This window comes from Micromonospora sp. WMMD737, assembly GCF_049179055.1.
GTDB classification, from domain to species: Bacteria; Actinomycetota; Actinomycetes; order Mycobacteriales; family Micromonosporaceae; genus Micromonospora; species Micromonospora reichwaldensis.
Genome location: NZ_JBMHMH010000001.1, coordinates 1,588,704 through 1,607,950, shown reverse-complemented (window position 1 = coordinate 1,607,950; position 19,247 = coordinate 1,588,704). Strand labels below are relative to the sequence as shown.

The 19,247-nt window shown below is 75.2% G+C and carries 13 protein-coding genes; 10 read left to right on the top strand and 3 right to left on the bottom strand.

The genetic code is table 11. From position 1 onward, the window contains the following. The first annotated feature begins 84 nt into the window (after nucleotides 1-84). Nucleotides 85-1,317, top strand: a complete 1,233-nt coding sequence (locus ACN27A_RS06335; RefSeq protein WP_421450328.1) for a TIR-like protein FxsC — start codon at nucleotides 85-87, stop codon at nucleotides 1,315-1,317. A 16-nt stretch (nucleotides 1,318-1,333) separates the two neighbouring features. Beyond that, nucleotides 1,334-5,245, top strand: a complete 3,912-nt coding sequence (gene fxsT / locus ACN27A_RS06330; RefSeq protein WP_421450326.1) for an FxSxx-COOH system tetratricopeptide repeat protein — start codon at nucleotides 1,334-1,336, stop codon at nucleotides 5,243-5,245. A gap of 139 nt (nucleotides 5,246-5,384) precedes the next feature. On the opposite strand, the gene ACN27A_RS06325 is transcribed toward fxsT, so the two are convergent. Genes ACN27A_RS06325 through fxsA form a run of 3 tightly spaced genes read right to left on the bottom strand, consistent with a single transcriptional unit; the run spans nucleotide 5,385 to nucleotide 8,634 of the window. After that, a complete protein-coding gene (locus ACN27A_RS06325; RefSeq protein WP_421450324.1) occupies nucleotides 5,385-7,136 on the bottom strand; it encodes an aKG-HExxH-type peptide beta-hydroxylase in 1,752 nt (583 codons plus the stop codon). Nucleotides 7,137-7,142: 6 nt separating this feature from the next. Then, nucleotides 7,143-8,441 carry an FxsB family cyclophane-forming radical SAM/SPASM peptide maturase gene (locus ACN27A_RS06320; protein ID WP_421450323.1) on the bottom strand — a complete coding sequence of 433 codons (1,299 nt, stop codon included), beginning with the start codon at nucleotides 8,439-8,441 and terminating at the stop codon, nucleotides 7,143-7,145. Nucleotide 8,442: 1 nt separating this feature from the next. After that, complete coding sequence (gene fxsA, locus ACN27A_RS06315; protein ID WP_421450322.1) at nucleotides 8,443-8,634, bottom strand: FxSxx-COOH cyclophane-containing RiPP peptide; 192 nt, start codon at nucleotides 8,632-8,634, stop codon at nucleotides 8,443-8,445. A 456-nt stretch (nucleotides 8,635-9,090) separates the two neighbouring features. Here fxsA and ACN27A_RS06310 point away from each other — a divergent pair, with 456 nt between their 5' ends. The 8 genes from ACN27A_RS06310 to ACN27A_RS06275 all read left to right on the top strand — a co-directional run bounded on the left by ACN27A_RS06310 (nucleotide 9,091) and on the right by ACN27A_RS06275 (nucleotide 19,238). Continuing rightward, entirely contained in the window at nucleotides 9,091-9,597 is a 507-nt protein-coding gene (locus ACN27A_RS06310; protein ID WP_132234858.1) for a hypothetical protein, read from the top strand. After that, nucleotides 9,597-11,003, top strand: coding sequence for a hypothetical protein (locus ACN27A_RS06305; RefSeq protein WP_421450321.1), 1,407 nt, complete (start codon nucleotides 9,597-9,599; stop codon nucleotides 11,001-11,003). Before ACN27A_RS06310 ends, ACN27A_RS06305 begins: the two co-directional genes overlap by 1 nt. Continuing rightward, the gene (locus ACN27A_RS06300) at nucleotides 11,000-12,367 is read left to right on the top strand and encodes a VWA domain-containing protein (protein WP_421450320.1); all 1,368 of its coding nucleotides are present in this window, start codon (nucleotides 11,000-11,002) and stop codon (nucleotides 12,365-12,367) included. Before ACN27A_RS06305 ends, ACN27A_RS06300 begins: the two co-directional genes overlap by 4 nt. A gap of 14 nt (nucleotides 12,368-12,381) precedes the next feature. Beyond that, entirely contained in the window at nucleotides 12,382-13,491 is a 1,110-nt protein-coding gene (locus tag ACN27A_RS06295) for an ATP-binding protein (RefSeq protein ID WP_121398790.1), read from the top strand. Further along, complete coding sequence (locus ACN27A_RS06290) at nucleotides 13,488-16,322, top strand: hypothetical protein (protein ID WP_421450318.1); 2,835 nt, start codon at nucleotides 13,488-13,490, stop codon at nucleotides 16,320-16,322. The genes ACN27A_RS06295 and ACN27A_RS06290 overlap by 4 nt, the downstream gene beginning before the upstream one ends. Nucleotides 16,323-16,438: 116 nt before the next feature. Beyond that, the gene (locus tag ACN27A_RS06285) at nucleotides 16,439-16,789 is read left to right on the top strand and encodes a YciI family protein (protein WP_421450317.1); all 351 of its coding nucleotides are present in this window, start codon (nucleotides 16,439-16,441) and stop codon (nucleotides 16,787-16,789) included. A gap of 2 nt (nucleotides 16,790-16,791) precedes the next feature. Continuing rightward, complete coding sequence (locus ACN27A_RS06280) at nucleotides 16,792-18,003, top strand: RNA polymerase sigma factor (RefSeq protein WP_421450315.1); 1,212 nt, start codon at nucleotides 16,792-16,794, stop codon at nucleotides 18,001-18,003. 101 nt (nucleotides 18,004-18,104) lie between these two features. Then, nucleotides 18,105-19,238 (top strand): carboxylate-amine ligase, encoded by a 1,134-nt coding sequence (locus ACN27A_RS06275; RefSeq protein ID WP_421450314.1) that lies wholly within the window; start codon nucleotides 18,105-18,107, stop codon nucleotides 19,236-19,238. The last annotated feature ends 9 nt before the right edge of the window (nucleotides 19,239-19,247 follow it).

The window sequence follows — 19,247 nt, the reverse complement described above, 5'->3', positions numbered from 1 at the left end:
GTGCGAAGATCCGCACGACGCTACCCTGGCATCGACGGACATATACTTTCCGTACGATCGTGGAACCCGTGAGCGGAGGCGGGCGTGCCACTCTTCATCCTGAGCTACGCCCATGAGGACAACCGCAACGGCCAGGTGCAGGAGTTCTTCGGCGATCTCAGCGAGGCGGTGGCCCGGCTGGCCGGTGTGGGCTGGGACCAGGCGGGATTCGTCGACGGACAGCTGCCGCTCGGCGCGACCTGGTCGCAGGAGCTGGCCGACGCCCTCGCCACCAGCTCCTGCCTGGTGGCCCTGACCTCCCCCCGCTACGTGGTCAGTGACTACTGCGGGCGCGAGTTCCGGGTCTTCGCCGACCGGGTCGACGCGCACGAGCGGGAGTTCCGTCGCCGTCCCCCCGCCGTGCTGCCGATCCGCTGGATCCCCTGCGACCGCGTGCCCGAGGCGCTGACCGGCTTCCAGCACAAGAACTTCCCGGCCGGCGCCGTGTACGCCCAGGACGGGCTGCTCACCCTCAAGCAGCGCCGCCGGCACCACGACGAGTACCAGGACTTCGTCGACGCGCTGGCCAAGCACATCGTGCAGACCGACCGCGAGCACCGCCTGCTCCGGCCCGCCCGACGGCCGGTGCTCGCCCAGGTCACCAGCGCCTTCGAGACCACCCGCCGGCGGCCGGCACCCGGCTCGTCCGCCGCCCGGTCGCCCCGCTCGACAAGCGCCCGGCACGTCTGGTTCGTCCTGGCCGCCGGCAGCGCGGCGGAGCTGGCCGGCACCCGGAGCGGGGCGGAGGAGCGCTACGGCGCGCTGGCCCGGGACTGGCGGCCGTACCGCCCCGAGCTGGAGGCGCCGATCGGCAGCTACGCCGGGGCGGTCGCCACCACCAAGAGCTACGGCTGGACGGTCGAGGACGCCGTCGACCTCGCCGAGGTGCGGGAGTGGGCCCGGGCGCACAACCAGATCGTCGTGCTCGTCGTGGACGTCTGGTCGGCCGGCCTGCCGCGCTACGAGCTGAGCCTCGTCGGCTACGACCGCGACCCCGACACCACCACCCCCGTGTTGGTGCCCTGGACTGCCGCCGACGACGCGGCGGCCGACGGCAACCAGCGGCTGTGGGAGACCCTGGCGCGCGTGCTGTCGCACCACGTGGTGCGCAACGATCCCGCGATGTGGCGACCGGAGATCGCCACCGCCGGCCGCTTCCACGCCGAGCTGGAGGACGCGCTGGTCGTGGCCCAGAGCCGCATCTACCGTACGGGCACGGTCTACCAGGAGCCGCCGTCGGACGGCCCGGTGCACCGCCCGATCCTCGAAGGTCCCTGATGGAGGCGGTCAGCCGATGGCGGTGAACGACGCGGCACGCGGGCAGATCGTCACGTTCTACTCGTACAAGGGCGGCACGGGACGCACGATGGCGCTGGCCAACGTGGCCTGGATCCTGGCCAGCCAGGGCCTCCAGGTGCTCGTGGTGGACTGGGACCTGGAGTCGCCCGGCCTGCACCGCTACTTCCATCCGTTCCTGCGCGACTCCGAGCTGCGCGCCACCCCCGGGGTCATCGAGATGATCTGGGATTACTCGATGGCCACGATGCAGCGCAACCCCGGCGACGACCCGCAGGAGCTGCTTGCCGGGCACGCCAAGATCCAGCGGCGGGCGGTCTCGCTGAACTGGGAGTTCCCGCACGGCGGCGTGATCGACTTCGTGGCGGCCGGCCAGCAGGACTCGGCGTACTCGCGGCTGGTGAGCACCTTCGACTGGTCGAACTTCTACGAACGCCAGGGCGGGGCGGCCTTCTTCGACGCGGTCCGCGCGCAGATGCGCGCCGAGTACGACATCGTGCTCATCGACAGCCGTACGGGCCTGAGCGACGTCGCCGGCATCTGCACCGTGCAACTGCCCGACACCGTCGTCAACTGCTTCACCATGTCGACGCAGAGCATCCGCGGCGCGTCGGCCGTGGCCCGCTCGATCCGCGCCCAGCGCCCGGACGACCCGCCGCTGCTGGTGCCCGTGCCGACCCGGGTGGAGGACGCCGAGCTGCGCAAGCTGGAGACCGGCCGGGACCTCGTCCGGGCCGAGTTCGCGTCGTTCCTCGACCACCTCTCCGACGCCGCGCGGGCCCGCTACTGGAACACCATCGAGGTGCCCTACCGCGCGTTCTACGCCTACGAGGAGATCCTCGCCGCGTTCGGCGACCGTCCGGAGCAGGCGGGCACCCTGCTGGCGGCGTACGAGCAGCTCGCGTCGGTGGTGACCGGTGGCCGGGTCACCCGGCTGGAGCCGATGCCGGAGGAGGAACGGCGCCGCTCGCTGACCGCGTTCGAGCGGTCCCGGCTCACCGCCGAGCAGACCGTGCTGGTCGGCTACGCCTCGATGGACCGGCTCTGGGCGGAGTGGATCAGCGACCAGCTCGAGGAGGCCGGGCTGCGGGTGGACCGCCGCGCGGTCGACGTGCCGGTGCGCGCGGGTGGCCGCACCGAGTTCGACCGGGCACTCGCCGCCGCCAGCCGGGTGCTGGTCGTGCTGACCCGGCACTTCGCGGCCACGCCGCTGGCGGGGGAGGCGTGGAGGGCCGCCGCCAGCCGGGACCAGGTCGCCGGCACCGGCGTGCTGGTGCCGCTGCGGGTCGACGAGTCCCGGCTCGCCCTGCCCTACACCGACCGCACCCCGGTCGATCTCAGCGACGTCGACGCCGGCACCGCCCGGACCCTGCTGCTCGAGGAGGTGGGCGCACCCGCGCACGCGGTGACCGGGCGGGCGGTCGGCCGGTTCCCCGGATCGTTCCCGGCGGTGTGGAACGTGCGCCAGCACGGCACCACCTTCGTCGGCCGGGCGGCGCAGCTGGAGGCGCTGCGCGACCGGTTGACCGCCTCGCCCGCCTCCGGCGTGCAGGTGGTCCACGGTCTCGGCGGGGTCGGCAAGACCCAGCTCGCCGCCGAGTACGCGCTCCGCTTCGCCCGCGACTACGACGTGGTCTGGTGGATCCCCGCCGACAGCGAGGAACGGATCCGGGGCGGCCTGGCCGACCTCGCCGAGGCGATGGGGCTCGGCGCCGGCGGCGGGGGCGAGGCGGTCCGGCGGGTGCTCGACGCGCTGCGCCGGGGCGGCCCCGGCCGGCGCTGGCTGATCATCATGGACAATGCCGACGAGCCGTCGCGGGCCACCCGGGCGCTGCTGCCGCAGGGCCCCGGGCACGTCCTGCTCACCACGCGCGACCAGACCTGGAGCGAGTACGCGGGCGCCACCGAGCTGACCGTCTTCGACCGGATGGAGAGCGTCCAGCTGCTGCGCGACCGCGTCCGCGGCCTCACCGAGGAGGAGGCGACCCAGGTCGCGGAGAAGCTCGGCGACCTGCCGCTGGCGGTGGAACAGGGCGCCGCCTACCTGCGGGCCACGGCGCTGCCGGTGCAGCAGTACCTCGCCTCGCTGGACACCCCCGGCCTGCTGCGCATCCTGGAGGGCCGGCAGTCGGCCGGCTACTCCAAGACGCTCGCCGCGACCTGGCTGGTGACCCTGCGCCAGCTGCGGCAGGAGAAGCCCGCCGCCGCGCGCCTGCTGGAGCTGTGCTCGTACTACGCGCCGGAGCCGATCCCGGTCGCGATGCTCACCGGCGAGCGGTTCGCCGTCTTCATGGCCCCGTTCGACCCCACCCTCACCGACCCGATCCTGCAGGGGCTGGTCACCGCCGAGCTGGGCCGCTACGGCCTCGCCCAGGTCGACGCGGAGAACAACACCGTGCGCATCCACCGGCTGGTGCAGCTCGTCATCAAGGACCAGCTCGACGACCCCGCCGAGACCCGCCGCCAGGCCCAGTCGCTGCTCGCCGCCGCCAGCCCCCGCGATCCGGACAAGCCGGCCAACTGGCCGCGCTACGCCGAGCTGTGGCCGCACGTACGTCCCTCGGCGCTGCACGAGTCGACGGCCGAGGAGGCCCGCCAGCTCGTCGCCGACACGGTGCGCTACCTCTACCGGCGCGGGGACTACGAGTCCGCGCGCTCGCTGGCCGAGGACGCGTTGGAACGCTGGCACGACACCGACGACGACGACCCCACCACGCTGCGGATGCGGTTCCACCTGGCCAACGTGCTGCGCGCGCAGAGCCTCTTCGACCGGGCCTTCGAGATCGACCAGGACGTCTACGACCGGCAGCGGCGGATCTTCGGCGAGCACCACCTCTACACCCTGATGACCGCCCGTAGCCTCGGTGCCGACCTGCGCGCCCAGGGCCGCTACCACGACGCCGAGCAGCGCGACCGGCGCACCCTGGAGCTGAGCGTCCGCAGCTTCGGCGAGGACAGCGGCCGCACGCTGACCGCCGAGAACAACCTCGCCGTCTCGCTGCGGCTCGTCGGCCACTTCCGCGAGGCGGCCCAGCTCGACCAGCACATCTACGAGCGGCGCCGGGAACGCTTCGGCGACGAGGACCCGTCCACCCTCGCCTCCGCCAGCAACTACGGCCGGGGGCTGCGCGACACCGGGGAGCTGTGGCGCTCGCACAGCGTCCTGCAACGCACCTCCGCCAACCAGCAGAAGATCATCGGCCCCGACCACCCGGAGACCCTGCGTACCGCCAAGGAGCTGGCGCTGACCCTGCGCCAGCTCGGCCGCTTCGCCGACGCGCACCGGGTGCTGGAACGCACGGTGGTGCGCTACCAGCGCACCCTCGGCGGCGAGCACGCCGACACCCTCTCCTGCGAGATGGCGCTGGCGACCACCTGGTCGGCGGTGGGCGACAACCCGACCGCGCTGCGGATGGCGCGGCGGCTGCGCGACGCGTACACCGACGTCCTCGGCGCCGACCACGCCATCACCCTGGCCTGCCTCAACAACCTCGGGGTGTTCCTGCGCAAGGGCGGCGACCACCCCCAGGCGCTCGACCTCGCCCAGCGGGTCCGCGACCAGCTTCTCGCCAGCCTCGGCGAGCGGCACCCGCACACCCTGCTCGCCACGCTCAACCTCGCCAACGACCTGTTCGCGCTCGGCGAGCGCGACGCCGCCCTGCTGCTGGACACCACCGCCTACGTCGAGCTGATCCGGGCCCTCGGCGCCGAGCACCCGGACAGCGTCTCGGCGGCGCTCAACCTCGCGGTCAGCAGGATCGCCACCGAGAGCGAGGCCGACGCCGGCCGCGCCCTCTACGACGACGCGTTCGGCCAGCTCGTGCAGCTGTTCGGCGGCGACAACCCGCGGGTGGTCCAGGCCCGCCAGCGCGACCGGTTCAACGGCTACATCGAGCCCGCCCTGCTCTGAGCGCCCGCCCTGCGCCGAGCGCCGGTCTGGCCCGAGCGCCCGCCCTGCGCCGAGCGCCGGTCTGGCCCGAGCGCCCGCCCTGCGCTGGGCCCGCCCTGCGCTGGGCCCGCCCTGCGCCGGGAGCGGCCGGGGGGTGCGTCTAGTCGGGGCCGCCGGCCAGCCAGGTCGCGACCGCCAGCGGGTCGGCGCCGGGCAGCCGCCGGCACAGCGCCCGGACCAGGTCGGGACGGGTGGTCAGCACCCGTGCGGCGGCGGTACGCCCCAGCCGACCGGCGGCCAGCGCGACGCCGACCAGCGCGTCGGCGTCCCCGGGGTCGTCAGCGAGCCGGCGGCGGTATCCGGCCAGGGCGCCGCCGACGTCCCCCGCCGCGTACGCCCGGTCGGCGCGGTCCACCCGCCCCGTCACGTCCGCCTCGCCGCTGCCCGTACCGCCGCGCTCCGTCGTCGCCAGCAGCCGCCGCCGCACCGCCGCCTCCGCGCCGGTGTCGCCGGCCGACGCGGGCCGGGCCGGGCCGGGCACGACGGCGGGTGCGGCGATCGGCGGCGGCGGCCGACCCCGCCGCCACGCGTGCGCCACCTCCGCCACGCCGTCGTCGTCGGGGACCAGGTTGGCCAGCGCCCAGCGCACCGCCCCGCCGTCCGCGACGTCGCGTGCCGCCGCCTCGACCCGCGCGTCGCCGGTGGGCTGCCAGCCGCGCAGGGTGCCGGCCATGCCCGCCACGAAGACCCGCCCGTCGTCGGTCAGCTCCGCGCTGCCGGCGAGCTGCGCGACGGCCCGCGCGGTCTGCACCCGCCAGTACGCGTACTCGAACGCGCAGCGGACGTCCTCGTGCCGTCGGCAGCGCCACACCTCGGCCACCCCGAGGTGGGCGTACGCGCCCTGCAACAGCGCGCCGACGGGGCGGGGGTCCGACCGCCACGGCGCCCGGTGGCGGGCCGGGCCGCCCGGCTCGTGCAGCGGCAGCAGGTCCAGCAGCGCGCCCAGCTTGGTGTGCTGCAACTCGTGTACCAGCAGCAGCGCGAGCGTCTGCGGGTCGGCCGGCACGGAGAGCGCGATGGCACCCAGTGCGGCCCGGCTGGTGGCGCTGACCGGGTGCCCGGACGGCGGCGGCGTGAGCGGCACCAGCGTACGCAGCAGCGTGGCCAGCCCCCGGGCGTGCGCCGGCAGCCGGTCGGTCAGCCAGTGCCACGCCTGCCCGGTCAGCCGGTCGAGCCGCTCCGCCGTGGCGTCGTCCAGGCGGCTCGCCGGCGGCCGGTGGTAGCGGCTCCGATGCGGATCCTGGTCGTCGACGAGCACCCCGGTCGGGGGCGCGTCGGAGCCCGGGGTGAGCCGGCGGCTCGGCAGCCACCCGCCTGCCGGGGCGTGCCCGTCGCCCGACCCGTCGGTGGCGTGGACGGCGGCGGCCGGCCCGTGCACCGACAACCCCGGCGGCGGTCGCCCGTCGCCGGCCGACCGGGGGTCGTAGCGCAGTCCGGTGCCACGAACGAGCGCGGTGCCGGCACCGAGCCCGACCGCGCCGCCCACCGTGGGCAGCAGCAGCGCACCCCGTGGGCAGGGCACCTCGAGCGTGAAGGCAAGGCCCGCGCGCAGGGCGGCGGCCCCCGCCAGCCCGGCCAGGTAGGCCGCGTCGGGGCGGCCGTGCAGGGCGTCCGTGGCCCAGCCGGTGACCGGCGGGTGGGCCAGGACGTGGGCGACGGCCGCCGGATCCGCCCGCTCGGCGAGAGTGAGCAGGGCGAGGCACTGCGCGGCCGGCGAACCGGTCCCGCCCGCGCGGGCGGCGGCGACGGTCAGCAGCCGCCGTCGTCCGAGCTGACCGGTGCGCAGCACCTCGAGCGTGGCGTCGTCGCCGTGGCCCGCGGCGAGGCTGGCGAGCTGTGCGGGGGAGAGCACCACGACTCACCGCCGCCGGGCCGGGGCGGCGCCGGGCGCAGCGGCCAGGGCGCGGCGGCGCAGGGCGTCGACGTCCGCGGCCACCACCCGCCGTACGTGGTCGATCAGCCGGTAGAGGTCGGGGCAGTAGACCGACGGGTGCGCGAATCCGGCGCCGGCGCGGAAGCGGTGCGCATAAAGGCCGCCACCGCAGGCGCTGAGCACGGGGCAGGCCCGGCAGGCGGCGGCCAGGGCGGCCGGACCCGTCGGCCGGCCCGCCAGCGACGGGTGCCGCAGCGCCTCGTCGAAGGAGTGGCGGAAGACGTCGAGGCCGGTACGCATCGACGCGTCGTCTGTCGTCTTCAGGGTGTCGGTGCCCTCGATGGTGCCGTCGGTCTCGATCGTCATGACGTCCGGCTCGGCGAAGCCCACCGCCCGGGTGCCGCTGCGGCCGCCGAGCACCAGCGCGATCAGCGACTCGAACAACCGGATCCCGGTGCGGCGGGGCGTCGTGGCGTACCAGCGGTCGAAGACGGCCACCAGCCAGTCGCCGTACGGGGTGTCGGTGCCGCCCGGCCGGCGCCCGGGCGGGGGAGTGCTCCAGTTGCCGTGCGGCAGCAGCAGGTCCAGGCGGGGCGGGTCGAACGCGAGCAGCGACTCGTAGACGTCCACCGGGTCGTTGGCCAGGTCGACCGTGCAGAGCAGTCCCGCCCAGCGGGACCGGTGCCGTGGGCGGCCGAGCAGCCGCAGCGCGGCGGCCACGTCGGCGAAACTGCCCCGTCCGTCGGGGTAGCGGCGGTGCAGGTCGTTGGCGGCCCGGCCGCCGTCGAGGCTCACCCCGACGTCGATGTCGTGGCGGTGGCACAGCGCCAGGAACTCCTCGTCCAGCAGCACGCCGTTGGTCTGCACGCCGACGTCGAGCGCCGTGCCGGGGGGCAGTGCCGCCCGCAGGTTGCGTACGGTCCGGTCGAGGGTCGCCGGACCGGCCAGCAGCGGCTCGCCGCCGTGCAGCACGACGCGTACCCGGTCGGGGCCGTGCCGTGCCAGGTGCTCGCCGAGGCGCCGCGCGACCTGGGCCACGGTGCCCGGCGCGATTACCCGGGGCCGCTCCCGCCACCGCTGGTCGGCGCTGCGGTAGACGTAGCAGTGGTCGCACGCCAGGTTGCAGCGGCTGTGCACCTTGAGCACGAGTTGCCGGACCCGGGCCGGCGGCGCCGGTCCGGGCCCGCAGGACCCCGCCGCCGGCGCCAAATGGTCGTGCCGGGCCGGCGGACGGGCGTGGTCAGGGTGGGGCGGGGCGGCCGACGTCGGGGCGTCGGCGGACACGTCAGAAGCTCGACTCGAACGCCGACACGTCGAGCTGCCGGCCCGGCTCGTCGCCGGCCACGAGCGTGCCGAGCACGTGGGCCAGGACGCCGTCGCCGGCGCCGGCGAGCAGGTCGGCCAGCGGTACGTCCCCCAGCCGCACCAGGGCGGCCCCCGCGTTCACCGACGGTGGCGGCAGCTCGGTCTCAGCCACGGTGGACCGTCCGGCGACCGTGTGTCCTGCCGCGCGTCATCGCTGCGCTCACCCCGCCTTTTCTACACCATCGGGTGCCTGCCCCGACGGCCCGACACCGCACCCCGGGGTGGGCGTCGGCGGCACCCCGACGGCCAGGGCCGAGCGACCCGCCGCCGGTGTGTCCGGCGACCCGGACGCGTCCGGCGGCGCGCGGTGGCAGGTGGTGGACCCGGGTGGCACCGGCACTGCCCGGGACCGCGATGACCGGTGACATCCCGCCTCCCGTCGGCGTCGGTGTCGGTGTCCGAAGCATAGGGGCGTGGCGGCCTCCGCAGCGACCACCGTCCGTAAACCCGACTCAGGGTCTGTCGTACCCGTGGTCCATGATCCTTGTCGTCACAGCGACGCCGGCGACCCCTCCGGCGTGCGGATGGTCATGGGCGGCGCCGGGAGCGGCGGACGGGAGGTCGGACAGTGGCTGACGCGGAACGGACCGCGTGGCGACGGCGCAGCACGGTGCGGGTGGTGCCGCCCGCGCGGCCCCGCAAGCTGGCCAAGGTGCCCTTCCTGGAGTTGGCCGACGGGCGGTTGCAGGGCGTGGTCTCCAGCGGGTCGGACGTCGACCGGGTCTACGTCTCGTCGATCGCCTCCGGCACCCACGCCTACCACTGCAGCACCAACAACAACCGCCCCTGCGGCGGGCTGCGCGGCGCGCCGTGCAAGCACCTGCACGCCCTGGCCGACGAGGCACTGCTCCAGTACGGCGCCGACCGCGTCGCCCGCTACCTGCGGGTCGACGTCGGCGCGGGGGTGGACACCGCCCGGGAGCTGCTGGCCGCCCTCGCCGGGCGGCACGAGCCGACCCCCGCCGCCGTCGTGTTCAGTCGCTTCCTGCGCCACCTGTCCTACCTGGAACTGCCCGGCAGCGCGGTCCCCCTGCCCGAGCTGCACTGGTTCCCGGCCACCGGGGCGGGGCGCTGATGCTCGGCACGCAGCTCACCGTCCTGCGCGACGGCACCCCGACCGGCCTGACCGACGCCCTCGACCTGGTCGCCGGCCTCGACGACGCCCTGCTGCGCGGCCTCGCCCGGGTGGGTGAGGACGACGCCGCCGCGCTGGCCGCCCTGGCCGGCGCGCTGAGCGCCACCCCGCTCGGCGACCGGCTCGCCGAGGCGGTGGCCAAGGTGACCGCCGGCTCGGTGGCCGAGGAGCACCTGCTCGCCCTCGCCGGCGCCCGGTGCGCGCTGCTCGGCGCCGCCCACGACGCGCTGCTCGGGCAGCTCGACACCGCGCTGGGCCGGGCCCGCGCCCCCTGGGCTGCCGGCCCGGCCGAGTCCCCGGGCACCGGGTCCGGGGCCCGCGCCGGCGCCCGCGCCTGGCTGCACGAGGTGGCGGTGACCGGGTGGGGCGGCGTCGACCACGAGCTGGTGGCCGCCGCGGGGGCACCGGTCGAGGCCGCCCTCGCCGAGCCCGGCCTGCGCCGGCTGGCGGTGCTGCTCGACGGGCTCGCCGCCGAGCTGCGCGCCAACGTGCCGGTCGCCACGATGGCGCAGCCGCCGCTGCGGCGCTGGGCCGACCTCTGGGCCCGGGGCGTGCTGCTCGCCCAGGACGCCGCGGCCGGGTCCGCCCCGACCGTCGTCGAGGAGGTCTCCGGGCGGCTGCTCGTGCTCGGCGTCGACGTGCACGAGCACGACACCGCCGTGCAGGCGCAGGTGCACGCGATCCTCGAACCGGCCGACGGCGGGCCGCCGCGGCTGGTCCGCTGCGCGGTCGGCGCGGTCAAGGTGGAGACGATCGTCGGGCCCGCGCTGTGGCGGCTGCTGGACGCCCATCCCGTGCTGCTGGCCGCGCTGGCCGAGCGGCGCAGCCTCACGGTCACCGGGCTGCCACTGCACGGGGCGGACCTGCTCTGGCACGACGACCGGGTGCGACCCGGCGAGCCGGCCGACCCGTTCGCCACCGCCCGGGTCCTGTTGCCGACAGCCGTCGCGGCGGCGTCGGCGCCCCTGGAGCGGCACCCCGTCGGGATCGCCGAGCCCGTGCTGGTGGAGGGCTACACCGTACGCGACGACGACGGCACGACGACCTTCGACATCGGCGGCCAGCCGATCGCCGTCGAGGTCGACCGGCTGCCGTCCTGCGGCCCGCTCACCCCCGGACTGGTGGCCGCCTCGTCCGCGTGCCTCGGCCTGATCCGGTGGGACGACGGGCGGTGGTCGCTGCAACCCCTGGCGGTGCGGGCCACCGTCAAGCGCCAGCCGGTCGAGGCGCACACCGGCGACTGGGCGGGCGGGGTCACCGACCCGAAGATCGCCAAGGCCGAGGCCAAGGCGGGCGACGCCGTGGCGGTGCTGCGCGAGCGCGCGGGACGGTTGCTGCGCCGATGAACGACGACTCCCCGACCCCCGTGGACCTCGCCGACGCCAACCGGCGCCAGGTGCTCTACTGGCGGCTGCTGGCCCGGCTCTTCGACCCCGACGAGCAGCCCACCCTGGAGTCGGCCAGCATGGCGGTCGTCGAGGACCTCGGGCTGCCGGCCGCACTGCTGGACCCGGCGGTGTCGGTGGACACCGTCGTCCAGCGCTTCCCGGCCGTCGCCGACGAGCTGCGCGGCCTGCTCAGCCCGACGCCCGACGTCCCCGCGGCCGCCGAGGCGGGTGGCGACGGGCCGTCGGGTGCGCCCGGCGCCGCCGAGGTACGCCGCGCCGCGCTGGTGTCGAAGCTGCTGCTCAACGTGTTCGCCACCGGCCACGGGGCGGTCGACGCCGGCCAGTTGGCCCGGTGGCAGTCCGACGCCGGCTGGTTCGAGCAGGCCCTCGGGATGGAGCCCGGCGGGCTGCGCCGGCAGGGCGGCGGCGACGGTCTCGGCGGGGTGCTGGCCGGCATCGAGGGCGACCTGGTCCGCCGGATGCACCTGCGGGAGGTGCTGGCCGACCCGGTGCTGGCCAGCCGGCTGACGCCCAGCATGTCGCTGATCGAGCAGCTGCTGCGGGACAAGGCCAACCTCTCCGGGGTGGCCCTGGCCAACGCCAAGGCGCTCATCCGCCGGTTCGTCGACGAGGTCGCCGAGGTGCTGCGTACCCAGGTCGCGCAGACCAGCGTCGGCGTCGTCGACCGGTCCGTGCCGCCGAAGCGGGTCTACCGCAACCTCGACCTCGACCGCACCATCTGGCAGAACCTGACCAACTGGAGCCCGGAGGACGAGCGCCTCTACGTCGACCGGCTCTACTACCGGCAGACCGCCCGCCGGGTCACGCCGGCCCGGCTGATCGTGGTGGTGGACCAGTCGGGCTCGATGGTCGACTCCATGGTCAACTGCACGATCCTCGCGTCGATCTTCGCCGGCCTGCCCAAGGTGGACGTGCACCTGATCGCGTACGACACGCGGGCGCTGGACCTCACGCCGTGGGTGCACGACCCGTTCGAGGTGCTGCTGCGTACCAAGCTGGGCGGCGGCAACGACGGCCCGGTCGCGATGGCGCTGGCCCGCCCCAAGATCGTCGAGCCGAAGAACACGGTCATGGTGTGGATCTCGGACTTCTACGAGTTCGACCGCTCCCAGCCGCTGTTCGACGGCATCGAGGCGGTACACCGCTCCGGGGTGCGGTTCATCCCGGTCGGCTCGGTCAACAGCTCGGGCCAGCAGAGCGTCAACCCCTGGTTCCGGCAACGCTTCAAGGACCTGGGCACGCCGGTCATCTCCGGTCACATCCGCAAACTCGTCTTCGAGCTCAAGAGCTTCCTCACCTAGGAGAACAACCCCTCATGTCCGAGATGCTCCGTGCCCCCGCCGAGGTCAAGTACGCCGAGGAACTCGACTTCCTGGAGTCGGTCGACACCGATCCGAAGCCGTTCTCGTGGCGGCTGAGCCCGCGGATGGTCCGCCTGTTCATCCTCGGCTCGGAACGGGCCGACGGGCTCGACCGGGAGATCCCGCAGAAGTGGTTCGGCGACCGCACCTTCGTCGAACGCAGCATCGTGACCCTGGCGTCGGACCGGGGCCTGCTGCTGATCGGCGACCCGGGCACCGGCAAGAGCTGGCTGGCCGAGCTGCTGGCCGCCGCCGTCTGCCGCAACTCGACCCTGGTGGTCCAGGGCACCGCCGGCACCACCGAGGACCACATCAAGTACTCGTGGAACGTCTCCATGGTCATCGCGCGGGGCCAGTCCCGGGAGTCGATGATCCCCTCGCCCATCATGACGGCGATGGAGCAGGGCACCGTCGGCCGGTTCGAGGAGCTGACCCGCTCCACCAGCGACGTGCAGGACGCGCTGATCTCGATCCTGTCGGAGAAGTACGTCTCCATTCCGGAGCTGGACCACGACAACATCGTCTTCGCCAAGCCCGGCTTCTCGATCATCGCCACCGCGAACAGCCGGGACCGGGGCGTGAACGACCTCTCCTCCGCGCTCAAGCGGCGGTTCAACTTCGTCCGGATCCCCGTGGTGACCAACAAGCGCAGCGAGGCCGAGATCGTCCGCTTCCGCACCGAGGAACTGCTGCGCCGCCACCAGATCACGCTGGACGTCCCGCCCACCCTGCTCGACATCCTGTTGCAGAGCTTCGCCGACCTGCGCGCCGCCGCCACCTCGGCGACCAGCGACGACGAGAAGCTGGAGTCGGCGCTGTCCACCGCCGAACAGATCGGCGTCCTGGAGGACGCCATCCTGCACAGCCAGTTCTTCGGCGACCGCACCCTGCGCGCCGCGACGCTGGCCGGGTCGCTGGTCGGCTCGCTGGCCCGCCGCAGCCCCGAGGACCTGGCGATCCTCAACAAGTACCTGCACGGGGTGGTCGAGCCGCGCGCCAAGCAGGACGACGGCTGGGAGGGCTTCCTCGACGGTGGCCGCCAGGCGATCGCCGCCCTGTCGTGACCGCCCTCACCACCGGGCCGTTCGGCGCGCTGCGCGAGCAGCTCACGGCCGCCGCCGGCGCCTTCGCCGGCAACTCGGGCGCCGTCGCGGAGATCCTCGCCGGCATCGTCGACGACGTTGACCGGGCCCTCGGCGAGGAACTGGAGATCTTCCCGGTCTGCCACCACTCCCCGGCGTCCGCGCTGGCCATGGTCCGCAGGCTGCGCGCGAAGCAGCCGAAGGTGATCTACCTGGAGCTCTGCGAGGACCTCCAACCGCTGCTGGGCGAGCTGCGCAACTGCAGCCTCCCGGTGGCCGTGCAGGCCTTCGCCTCGGAGCTGGACGGCTTCCCGGCCGACTGGGGGCCGCTCAGCGTGGTCGCGCCGATCACCGAGGCCAGCGCCGAATACCAGGCCATCGCGTACGCGCTGAAGACGCCGGGCGTCGAGCTGGTGCTGGTGGACCGCTCCACCGACCACGTCTTCCAGTGGTCGCCGCGCCGCCCGGCCGACGCCGGCGACGAGGCCCCGGTCGGCGGGGACGTCGAGGCCGCCGCGCCGGCGGGGGAGGAGGCTGCCCTGCACGGCGACGCGGTCGGGGTCGAGATCGGCGACCTGCGGCCCCGCTTCGCGGAGCTGGAGGCATACCTCCTGCACCACGGCAAGGTCCGGCACTGGTCGGAGTGGTGGGACCAGTACGTCGAGCAGCCGCTGGTCGACGCCGACCACGACACCTACCGGCAGGTGATGGTGCTGATCGGCAGCCTGTTCCGGCGGCTGCGCCCGGCCGGGGCGGAGCGGCAGGACCGCGACGAGGACCGCGAGCGCTACATGTGGACCCGGATGCGGCAGCACCTCGCCGCCTCCGGGGCCGACCCCGCCGACTGCCTCTACGTCTGCGGCGCGTTCCACGCCGCCAGCCGGGTGGAGCAGTTCGGGCTGCGGTCCGACGCCCCCTTCGAGATCGGCCCGCGCACCGGCACCCGGTGGCACTACGGGCTCATCCCGTCCAGCCACTCCGCCATCGAGGCGCAGTTCGGCCTCGCGCCCGGCTCGGTGTCGATCGCCTCCGCCACCTGGACGAAGGCGGTCGCCCGCACCAAGCTGAGCCCGTTCCGGCTGGAGGGGCAGCGGGGCGGCCGGACCCGCACCGGCGGCCGCCGCCGCGCCACCCCGGCGCCCGTGCCCGCCGCCGGGGTCGCCGACCGGCTCTCCGGCTACCTGGCGCAGCCGCCGGCGACGCAGGGCCTGGACGAGGCGGAGCTGCGCGGCTGGTGCGTCGACATCGTCCGGCTGGCCCGGCGCAACGGCTACCTGGCCAGCACCGCCGACGCGATCGCCGTCTTCGAGACCTCGATCCTCCTCGCCGGCCTGCGCAACCGCGCGCGCCCCACGCCGTACGACTTCGCCGACGCGGCGGTCACCTGCATCGAGAAGGACGTCGTCCCGGGCCGCCGGGACGTGCGCCGGCTCTGCGAGATCCTGTTCGGCGGCGACCGGGTCGGCCAGGTGGGCTACGAGGCCCTTCCGCCGCTCGCCCGCGACGTCCACGACCGGCTCGCCCCGCTCGGGCTGGACCTGGAGAAGCGCACGATCCAGCGGGCCCTGGTGGACCTGCGGGCCAACCCCGAGCTGGTGCCCTGCTCGGATCTGCTGTGGCGGCTGCGGCACCTGCTGCCCCGCGACGCGGTCCGGCCCATCATGGGCGAGCGCCGGCTGGGGCAGCGCTCGATCCAGGAGAGCTGGGACCTGGCCCTCGGCCGCAGCCAGCGGGCGCTGATCGAGCTGGGCTACGAGGGGGTAACCGTCGAGCAGGTGCTGGAGCAGCGCCTGCGCCGCGCCGTACGGGGCCCGGAGGCGACGGCCTCGGTCGCGCTGAAGGCCGTGGAGGACGCCATCCGGCTGCTCGACAGCCCGCGCCTGGTCGACGAGCTCGGCGCCCGGGCGGTGGAGCTGCTCGCCGCCGAACGCACCGTCGACGACGCCCCCGAGGTGCTGCGCCGGATCCGGCGGCTGCTGGCCCACCACCGCGCCACCGGGCCGCTGCCGGCCTGGTGCGAGGCGTTCGTGACCACCGGGTACGCGCACTACTGCACCCTGCTGCCCACCGCCTTCCTCGACGAGGAGAGCGGCGTGCGGCAGGTCGGCGCCATGCTGGGCTTCCTGTTCGGCATGGAGAGCCTGGCGCTCTCCCTGGGCTGCGACCGGTCCCAGCTCGAACTCGCCGTCGCGCAGTCGCATCCGGAGACGCCGGCCAAGGTGGCGCTGCTCTGGGCCGCCCGGCACCAGTTGGGCCTGCTGCCCCTGGCCGAGTTGCGCGAGCGCTGCGCCGCGCTGCTCGCCAACCCGCTGGTGGTGCCGGCCTTCCCGCAGTACCTCAGCGGCTTCGTGCAGGCCCTGGAGCCGGTGCCGGGGCTCGCGCCGTTCGTCGTGGAGGTGATGTCGTCCGCGTTCGCCCGGCTGCCCGACCCGGTCCTGCTGCCGTGGCTGCCCACCCTGATCACCACGCTGCGCGAGCACGGCGCGGAGCTGGTGCCGCTGCTGGTGCGGGAGGCGGGGCGCACCTTCCCCGGCTCGCTGGCCGCGCTGGACGCCTGGGTGCCGCCGTGGTCGGCCTCGCCGCCGCCGTCGACGCCGGCGCTCCCCGCCGCCGTCTCCGGGCCGGTCGCTGCCCTGCTGGCGGCCAACCCGCAGAGCGTGGACGCCGTCGCCGCGCTGCTCGGTTGCGACGGCGGCTGGCACGAGGTGGACGCTGCCACCACCGCCGTTCCCGCCAACCTGACCGCGCTGCTGGCGGCGCATCCGGAGACCGTCGACGCCGTGGCCGACCTGCTGGCGGCCACCCCGCGCTGACCGGCGCCGGCCGTCGTCGGAGCAATCTTCCGGCGGGTTGTCGATCCTGGCCCGCTCCGTTCGTGTGGAGGATGAGAGGCCGGTGGCGCCGCCGGCCGCCGACGCGAGGAGGGGCCATGAAGCAGTACCTGCTCAGCATCCACCAGCCCGACGGTGACGGGCTGCCGGACCCGGAGTTCCTAACCGGGGTGATGCGCGAGCTGGGCGCCATCCGGGAGGAGCTGGAGGCGTCCGGCTGCTGGGTGTTCGGCCAGGGGCTGCACGCGCCCGACACGGCGACCGTGCTGCGGCCGTCCGGCGGCGAGGTGCTGGTCACCGACGGGCCGTTCGTCGAGGGCAAGGAACACCTCGGCGGGATCACCATCCTCCGGGCGCCCGACCTCGACGCCGCGCTGGCGTGGGGCCGCCGGTACGCGCTGGCCACCACCCTGCCGATCGAGGTGCGCCCCTTCCAGGGCGGGAGCTGACCATGCCCGACGTGGAGGCGGTGTTCCGCGCGGAGTACGGCCGCGCGGTCGCCGTCCTCGTCCGTCTCCTCGGCGACATCGACCTTGCCGAGGAGGCGGTGCAGGAGGCGTTCACGGTGGCGGTGGCGCGGTGGCCCGAGACCGGGCCGCCGCCCAGCCCGGCCGGCTGGATCATCACCACCGCCCGGAACCGGGCCGTCGACCGGCTGCGGCGGGAGGCCTCCCGCGCCGACCGGCACGCCCAGGCCGCCCTGCTGCACGTCCGCGACGTACCGCCCGAGGAGGGACCCGTGCGCGACGACCGGCTCCGCCTCATCTTCACCTGCTGCCATCCGGCGCTCGGCCCCGCCGCCCGGGTCGCGCTGACCCTGCGGCTGCTGGGCGGGCTGGGCACCGCCGAGATCGCCCGGGCCTTCCTGGTGCCGGAGGCGACCATGGCCCAGCGGATCGTCCGGGCCAAGGCCAAGATCCGCGATGCCGGGATCCCGTACCGGGTGCCCGGCGACGCCGACCTGCCGGACCGGCTCCCCGCCGTGCTGGCCGTGCTCTACCTGATCTTCACCGAGGGGCACACCGCCAGCTCCGGCGACCGGCTGGTCCGCGACGACCTGTGCGCCGAGGCGATCCGGCTCGGCCGGCTGCTGGTGCGGCTCATGCCGGACGAGCCCGAGGCGCTGGGGCTGCTGGCGCTGATGCTGCTCACCGAGGCGCGCCGCCCCGCCCGCACCACGGCCGACGGCGCGCTGGTGCCGCTGCCCGAGCAGGACCGCCGCCGGTGGGATGCCGGCCTCGTCGGCGAGGGGCAGGCCCTGGTCCGCCGCTGCCTGCGCCGCGACCGGCCGGGGCCGTACCAGATCCAGGCCGCGATCGCCGCGGTGCACAGCGACGCGCCCGACGCCGCCGGCACCGACTGGGCGCAGATTCTCCGGCTGTACGACCAGCTCACCGCGTACGTCCCGGGGCCGGTGGTGGCGCTGAACCGGGCCGTCGCGCTCGCCGAGGTGGCCGGGCCGGCAGCGGGGCTGGCCGCCGTCGAGCGGCTCGACCTGGCCGGGTACCACGTGTTCCACGCCGTCCGGGCGGACCTGCTGCGGCGGCTCGGCCGGGCGGGGGAGGCGGCGCGGGCGTACCGGACGGCCGCCGAGCTGACGGACAACGCGGCCGAACGCGCCTTCCTGGACAGCCGGGCGACCTCGGTGCTGACGGGCGGTTGACGCCCGCGACCCGCGCGTTTGTCCAGCCGGTGGGCCGGGAACTCGGGTCGTCCGGCAGCGCGGCGCCCGGCGCGCCGCCCGACGAACGGACGCGAGCGCCCATGACGTACCGTCCGGCACTTGCCACCGCCTCCGACCAGACCACGCTGACGCTCGGGGTCGAGGAGGAGTACCTCCTGCTCGACCCGCGGACCGGGGAGAGCCTGCCGGTCGCCGACCGGGTGCTCACCGCCCTGTCGGGCAGCGCGCGGGACCAGAGCCGGCAGGAGTTCCGGCACAGCATGGTGGAGATGGTCACGCCGGTCACCGCCGACCTGGCCGAGCTGCGCGCGCACCTGGTGGCGCTGCGCCGCTCCGTCGGCGACGCGGCCGAGGCCGCCGGGGCCCGGCTCGTCGCGGTCGGTGCCACGCCCGTGCACGAGCCGCACCGGACGGTGCCGGACAAACCGCGCTACCACGCCATGTCCCGGCGGTTCGGGCCGGTGGCGCACGACCCCGCCGTCTGCGGCTGCCACGTGCACGTCGGGATGCCCGACCGCGAACTGGCCATCCAGGTCTGCAACCACCTGCGCTCCTGGCTGCCGGTGGTGCAGGCGATCACCGCCAACTCGCCGCTGCACGACGGACGCGACACCGGGCACGCCAGTTGGCGCTCCATGCAGCTGGAACGCTGGCCCAGTATCGGGCCGACCCCGCACTTCGAGTCGGTCGCCGACTACGACGCGACGGTGGCGGAGCTGATCGACGCCGGGATCATGCTCGACGCGGCGATGGTCTACTGGTACGCGCGCCCGTCGGCCGCGTACCCCACCGTGGAGGTGCGGGTGGGCGACGTCTGCCCGGCGGTGGACGACACCGTGCTGGTCGCCGGGCTGGTCCGCGCGCTCGTCGCGACGATGGCCGACGACGCCCGCGCCGGGGTCCCCGCCCGACGGATCCGGGACTGCCTGGTCTCCGCCGCGCACTGGCGGGCCGCCCACGACGGGCTGGAGGGCGACCTGATCGACCTGCGCGCCGGCGTCGCCCGTCCCGCCTGGGACCTGGTCGGCGAGCTCGTCGACACGGTCGCGCCGGCGCTGGCCCGGCACGGCGACCTCGATTACGTACGCGACCAGCTGGTCCGGCTGCGGCGCGACGGCAACGGGGCCACCCGGCAGCGCCGGGTCATGGCCCGCACCGGCGACGACGTGCGCGCCGTCCTGGACCACCTGGCCGCCGAGACCCGCGCCGCCTGACCCGCCCCG